The sequence below is a fragment of the Acinetobacter sp. NigerLNRRAM0016 genome, assembly GCF_054112845.1.
In genome coordinates this window covers 48,447-54,651 of record NZ_JBSYVT010000024.1, presented here as the reverse complement: position 1 = coordinate 54,651, position 6,205 = coordinate 48,447, and the positions used below count along the sequence as shown (strand labels likewise).

The window sequence follows — 6,205 nt, the reverse complement described above, 5'->3', positions numbered from 1 at the left end:
TCCTGATTTAATAAATTATCTAAATGCTGTTCAGTAATATCGGCTTTGGTGCAAAACAAGATGGTATGAGAGGAATCTAACACCTTTGGTGCATTGTAGGCGTATTTCCCAACCAAGGCTTTCGCTATGCGTTCTTTGGCAGCATCGTTATCTGCAATAAAAAAGTGCCATGGCTGGATGTTTATAGAAGATGGGGTTAAACGTAAAATTTCCAGTAAGCGTTCAAACTGTTCTTGTGGGATTTTCTTGGAAGGATCGTAAGCCTTAGTGGTATAACGAGTTTTTGAAATATTCAAAAGATCCATGAAATAACTCCAAGTTCAAGAAATGCTGTTTTTAGCGGAATATTCACATTAATCGTTTCATGGGGCAGATTCAAGCATCGTTGATAATTGTTCTACCAAAGCTTGTTCGATCATCAGATTAGAGGGAGATAATGCAGGATTAAGTGTTGAATACGATCATAAGATCGAAAATCAATATTGGTCTTTCGCGGGTAATGAGGGTTTACTGCATCTAAGCAATGCAGTTGAAATACCATTAGCAATGAGCAATACAATTAATCATTTTAAGCAAAAATTGAAAACCCAGCAGCAAATAGGGCTCTGGGTGGGTTTGGCAGATGCCTATGCCACCGAAATTGTGGCGAATGCTGGGTATGACTGGTTGTTGATTGATGGCGAACATGCACCAAGTGATTTAAGAACCACATTGCTTCAACTGCAGAGTATGGCGGCTTATCCTTCACAAGCAGTCGTGCGTCCGCCTATAGGTAGCGTGCAATTAATCAAGCAATTGTTAGATATTGGTGCACAAACTTTATTGATTCCAATGGTGGAAACGGTAGAGCAGGCAACACTTATGGTGAAAGCGGTGCGTTATCCACCAGAGGGAGTCCGTGGCGTAGGTGCTGCATTGGCGCGTGCAACACGTTGGAATAGCATTCCTGACTATTATGCGCAAGCGCATGGGCAGATATGCTTATTGATTCAAATTGAGTCAGTCCAAGGCTTAACAAATTTGGATGACATACTGCAAATTGAAGGTATTGATGGGGTCTTTATTGGTGCGGTCGATTTATCTGCAACCATGGGTTATCAAGGCGATCCGAATCATCCAGAAGTGCAAAAAGCCGTGATTGCAGCCATTAAGAAAATACGTGCAGCAGGAAAAGCAGCAGGGATTCTGTCGACTACAGATGAAGTCACGCAAAAGTATGTTGAGTTAGGAACCGAGTTTGTTGCTGTGGGCGTGGATACCAGTGTGTTAATGAATGGCTTAAGAAGCTTATTGTCAAAGTACAAACAGTCAAATGAAGTTGTAAAGGTGCAGGGCGGTTATTAAATCGGAACAGGAGTCGTAAAAGCGTTAATGATGGAAAAATCTAAAGGTGAGAACTTTGAGGTTTAATAGTCAAAGGTACTTAACTTTAGATCCAAATTGGGTTGTGTCGGATCAATAACCAAGATTTGAGCTGAGTCTTCCTTCCAGTCACCCAAGACAATACGCTTTTTGCCTTGTAGCTCATGAATGGCTGCACGATGAGTGTGACCATGAATCAGGACATCGACATCTGCCAGTGCTTGTTCGACAGCGTGCTGGTTCACATCCATGACTTCATAGCTTTTAAACTGCTGCGCAGCGTGACTTTTTTTACGGAAACCGTTGGCGAGTTTGGTGCGGAAACTTAAAGGGGTTTTACGTAAGAATCCAAGGATGAGCGGATTGCGGATAATCTTTTTAAAGCGTTGATAACCAACATCATCGGTACAAAGCGCATCACCATGTTCTAGGCGGAACGTGTGTTGATTGATGTTTAGGACATAGTCGTCAGGCAATAAAATGCCATGAAACTGATCCAGAAATTTTTGACCTAAGGCAAAATCTCGATTACCGACCTGAAAATAGACTTGATTTCCAGCATTGTGGAACTGCTGCAATGCAGAAACAATTTCATCTAGCCACGGTGCAGTATAGTCATCGCCAATCCAAGCATTAAACCAATCACCTAAGATATAGAGCTGGGTCTGCTGGTGTTGATATTCTTTTAGCAAAGCGAAAAACCCTCGAACAAGTCGAGGGTGATCGGGTGACAAATGTAAATCTGATATAAACAGATAGGTCACGCTTTTATCCTTTTTTAATCTCCCTAAATCCCTCTTTAAAAAGAGGGACTTTCCTCCCTTAATAAAGGGACGCTAGGAGGGATTATTACTCAGAAATGATTTTTGCAGATTCGATGACAACGTTCTCTAAAGGAACGTCAGCGTGGTAACCACGGTTACCAGTACGAACGCCTTTGATTGCATCTACAACGTCAAGACCTTCAGTTACTTTACCAAATACTGCATAGCCCCAACCTTGTGCTGTTTTACCAGTGTGGTTAAGGAAAGAGTTGTTTTTCACGTTAATGAAGAACTGAGCAGATGCAGAGTGAGGAGCTTGAGTACGCGCCATTGCAATCGTACCAACATCGTTGCTCAAACCGTTATCAGCTTCGTTTTCGATTGAGTCACGTGTTGCTTTTTCTTTGAAGTTTTCATCCATGCCGCCACCTTGGATCATGAAACCATCAATCACGCGGTGGAAAATTACGCCGTCATAGAAACCGTCACGAACATATTCTAAAAAGTTAGCCACTGTTTTAGGTGCTTTTTCAGCGTTAAGCTCAAGAACAATACGACCTTTATTGGTGTTTAATTCGACTTGAGGAAAACTCATTGTGTAATCTCCTTAACATGGACATAAAAGCCATGGGTTTTTGGTTGAGAGAAGCATAAGCAAACTGTAAACTACAAGGCAAGTAAAAACGTACATTTCTTTGTTAAAAATACTGAAATTGCGTTTAAAATATCCTGTTTTTTATTTTTAGAAGTGATCTATCTACTATGAAGCCAAATGATGTTGTTGCATCTCTGCCAAATAACCCGACACCAAGTAATCATGCCTCTGTCGATGCTGCGCAGCAAGAACAACAGCCTGGCTTGGATTTTGTGCGTCAAGTCATTACGGATGATTTAGCATCAGGACGTACGCAAACGGTAGTAACGCGTTTCCCGCCAGAGCCGAATGGTTATTTACATATTGGCCATGTTAAAGCAATTTGCTTGAATTTCGGTGTTGCAGAAGAATTTGATGGTTATTGCAACCTGCGTTTTGACGACACCAATCCAGATGCCGAAGAACAAGAATATGTAGACGGTATTGCTAACGATGTAAAATGGTTAGGCTTTAACTGGAAAGATGAACCACGTTATGCATCAGGCTATTTCGACCAACTGTATGCATGGGCAGTACAGTTGATTGAACAGGGTGATGCTTATGTGGATTTGCAGTCACCAGAAGAAATTAAATTAAACCGTGGTAACTTTGTAGAGCCTGGTAAAAACTCACCTTACCGTGATGCAAGCGTTGCGGAGAACCTAGAGCGCTTTGAAAAAATGCGTAATGGTGAAACCAAAGAAGGCGAAGCGGTTTTACGTGCCAAAATTGACATGGCATCTCCAAATGTACATATGCGTGATCCAATTCTTTACCGCGTTTTACATTCTGAGCACCATCAAACGGGTGACAAATGGAAAATGTATCCAATGTATGACTATGCTCATCCATTGTCTGATGCAATTGAAGGGATTACGCACTCTCTATGTACTTTGGAATTCCAAGACCACCGTCCTTTCTATGACTGGGTCATTGAGAAAGTTCATTCAGCGGCAGTGCCACGTCAGTACGAATCTAGCCGTTTAAACATTGACTACACTATTACCTCTAAGCGTAAATTGCGTAAATTGGTTGAAGGTGGTCATGTTCAGGGCTGGGATGATCCACGTATGCCAACAGTTGTTGGTATGCGCCGTCGTGGTTTCACACCTGAAGGTTTACGTGATTTCTGTAAGCGTGTGGGCGTGTCTAAGACCGATGGTATTGTGGATGTCGCAATGCTTGAGTTCTGTATCCGTCAATCGCTAGAAAATGCGGCTGGTCGTGGTATGGCAGTTTTGAATCCACTAAAAGTAACGTTAACCAACTTACCTGAAGCTTTGGACTTGGTGCATGCGCGTCATCCAAACGTAGATATGGGCGAGCGTGTTATTCCTTTAACGTCTGAAATCTATATTGACCGTAAAGATTTTGAAGAAATTCCACCAAAAGGCTTCAAGCGTTTGGTGCCTGAAGGTGAAGTACGTTTACGTCATGCTTATGTGATCAAGTGTGATGAAATCATTAAGGATGAAAACGGTGAAGTGGTTGAGCTGAAATGTTCGATCGATCCAGAAACTTTAGGTAAGAACCCTGAAGGTCGTAAAGTGAAAGGCGTGATTCACTGGGTATCTGCAAGCAAAGGTATTCCTGCTGAAGTCCGTATTTATGACCGTTTATTCACTGAATCTGCACCAGATGCAACCGATGATTTCTTGACAACGTTAAATCCAGAATCGTTAACGGTGGTACAAGCGGTTATTGAGCCTGCATTGGCACAAGCAGAGCCGGAACAACGTTTCCAATTTGAACGTGAAGGTTATTTTGTAGCAGATCGTTATGACCATACTGCAGAAAAACCTGTGTTTAACCGTATTTTGGATTTAAAAGACAGTTTTAAACCAGGTAAATAAAACCTGATTTGAAATGCAAAAGCCTCTTAACGTCAAGTTAAGGGGCTTTTTTAATGTCTATCCATATTTATGCTTCTGGACATTGAGATTATTCAAGAATCAAATATATTTGAGGGGGACTTAAAGCGACAAAACAGAGTTTAGTCAGAATCAGCTTAACGATTTTTATGTTCCTGATCTTTGAAGAACAAATAGGTTTGTCTCTGCATTTTGGCTTTATCACGAAGTTTCTTTTTAATGTATAGCGCAAGCGCAAAGCAGGTGGTGGTAATGGTGAGCAGCATACTGTTCATATAGCTCATAATCGAGCTGACATAACCAATAGTCGTCAAACGATTCATCATACGAACCACTTGAGGGCTACTCTCTACGCCCGTAATTGCCCAAGTACATAGATGTTCACAATTATTAATAATCAGATGATAGTGGTTTTCTTTCATGCGTGAACGCATGCGACGTACGACTTTACGCCCATAATATTTGGGATGCTGATATTCAATCACCTTAATTTTTTTGCCATGACAGAATTCTGCCAGTGTGGTGATTTCGATCGGTCTTTTTTTGAAGAAGTGGGCAAAGCCTGAATAATGGATAACACGACCACGCCCGATATAAATCCCATGATGGGAGTAGGCGAAGTGTTTGACAACCAGATGAGCCCCAATCGGGAAGCGTTTTTTCTGTTGATGCATCGCTATGCTAAACGAATAAACTACAACCGTATATTAGCATGTAGTGTACTTGGAATTATGGAGATAGGCGATTAGTTGCATGCGAATGCTACAAAAAGCCATAAAATAGAAGCTAAGTGGTTAAAGTGTGAAGGTGCACATGGACATAAGATTAAGGCGCCGGCTGCAACTGATCGTTATGCTGATGAGTTTAGTGCCTGTAAATTTATGGGCACAAGTCACAAGCTATACTCGGCAATACAATGAGGTTAACTATACCGTAGTTGAAATGCGTGATTTAACCAAGCTCCGTTTATTGTTAAACCAAAAAGGGAGTTCAACGCCGCTGAATTACTTCAGTCAAATCCCAACGCAATTAAAAACATGTGAGCAGATGACATTCGCCATGAATGCAGGCATGTTTCACTACACTTATCGCCCTGTCGGTTTATATATTGAAAGGAGAAAAAAGCTATTCCCACTGAATCGTCTGCGTGGTTGGGGGAATTTCTATTTAGAGCCGAATGGGGTGTTGGCTTGGAACGCTAAACAGGCGGTAATTATAAGTACGGCTGAATATGCGAAACGTAAATTCAAGGCAGATTATGCAACTCAGTCGGGTCCGATGTTAGTGCGTAATCGGCAAATCAATCCCATTTTCATGGCGGAAAGCACATCTTTGAAAATACGGAACGCCGTAGGGATAAAAGATCAAGTGCTGTATTTTGTCATTACTGAGCAGGCTGTAAATTTTTATGAATTGGCGAGTTTTATGCAGTCTGATTTAGGTGTAGAGCAGGCTTTATATTTGGATGGCTCTATTTCTGCGGTTTATCTGGCAGAAAAGAGTATCAATACCCAAAGCAGTCCCTTTGGACCGATGCTGGCGTATATTGAAGATCAGAATTGTGATTAAAAACA

The 6,205-nt window shown here is 41.5% G+C and carries 7 protein-coding genes; 3 read left to right on the top strand and 4 right to left on the bottom strand.

Features of this window, described 5'->3' with window-relative positions; genetic code table 11:
• On the bottom strand, positions 1 to 305 hold a 305-nt coding region (locus ACWQ4X_RS14160; RefSeq protein WP_457904081.1), incomplete at its 3' end, for a nitroreductase family protein.
• A 241-nt stretch (positions 306 to 546) separates the two neighbouring features.
• Between ACWQ4X_RS14160 and hpaI the strand changes: the two genes are divergently transcribed.
• Positions 547 to 1,344 (top strand): 4-hydroxy-2-oxoheptanedioate aldolase, encoded by a 798-nt coding sequence (gene hpaI, locus ACWQ4X_RS14155; protein ID WP_457904080.1) that lies wholly within the window; start codon positions 547 to 549, stop codon positions 1,342 to 1,344.
• 62 nt (positions 1,345 to 1,406) lie between these two features.
• Here hpaI and ACWQ4X_RS14150 read toward each other — a convergent pair whose 3' ends face one another.
• Positions 1,407 to 2,126, bottom strand: coding sequence for a UDP-2,3-diacylglucosamine diphosphatase (locus tag ACWQ4X_RS14150; protein ID WP_457904079.1), 720 nt, complete (start codon positions 2,124 to 2,126; stop codon positions 1,407 to 1,409).
• A gap of 85 nt (positions 2,127 to 2,211) precedes the next feature.
• A complete protein-coding gene (locus ACWQ4X_RS14145; protein ID WP_100241687.1) occupies positions 2,212 to 2,721 on the bottom strand; it encodes a peptidylprolyl isomerase in 510 nt (169 codons plus the stop codon).
• Positions 2,722 to 2,888: 167 nt separating this feature from the next.
• Here ACWQ4X_RS14145 and ACWQ4X_RS14140 point away from each other — a divergent pair, with 167 nt between their 5' ends.
• Positions 2,889 to 4,613 (top strand): glutamine--tRNA ligase/YqeY domain fusion protein, encoded by a 1,725-nt coding sequence (locus ACWQ4X_RS14140; protein ID WP_457904078.1) that lies wholly within the window; start codon positions 2,889 to 2,891, stop codon positions 4,611 to 4,613.
• A 155-nt stretch (positions 4,614 to 4,768) separates the two neighbouring features.
• Here the strand turns inward: ACWQ4X_RS14140 and ACWQ4X_RS14135 are convergent, their stop codons facing one another.
• Complete coding sequence (locus tag ACWQ4X_RS14135; RefSeq protein WP_100241685.1) at positions 4,769 to 5,305, bottom strand: lecithin retinol acyltransferase family protein; 537 nt, start codon at positions 5,303 to 5,305, stop codon at positions 4,769 to 4,771.
• 178 nt (positions 5,306 to 5,483) lie between these two features.
• Between ACWQ4X_RS14135 and ACWQ4X_RS14130 the strand changes: the two genes are divergently transcribed.
• On the top strand, positions 5,484 to 6,200 hold the full coding sequence (locus ACWQ4X_RS14130; protein ID WP_457904077.1) for a phosphodiester glycosidase family protein: 717 nt from the start codon (positions 5,484 to 5,486) through the stop codon (positions 6,198 to 6,200).
• The last annotated feature ends 5 nt before the right edge of the window (positions 6,201 to 6,205 follow it).

Bases quoted from the DNA above. Each gene is read 5' to 3' on its own strand.
- hpaI (WP_457904080.1), top strand. From the start codon at position 547: ATGAGCAATACAATTAATCATTTTAAGCAAAAATTGAAAACCCAGCAG.
- ACWQ4X_RS14145 (WP_100241687.1), bottom strand. From the start codon at position 2,721: ATGAGTTTTCCTCAAGTCGAATTAAACACCAATAAAGGTCGTATTGTT.
- ACWQ4X_RS14140 (WP_457904078.1), top strand. From the start codon at position 2,889: ATGAAGCCAAATGATGTTGTTGCATCTCTGCCAAATAACCCGACACCA.
- ACWQ4X_RS14135 (WP_100241685.1), bottom strand. From the start codon at position 5,305: ATGCATCAACAGAAAAAACGCTTCCCGATTGGGGCTCATCTGGTTGTC.
- ACWQ4X_RS14130 (WP_457904077.1), top strand. From the start codon at position 5,484: ATGCTGATGAGTTTAGTGCCTGTAAATTTATGGGCACAAGTCACAAGC.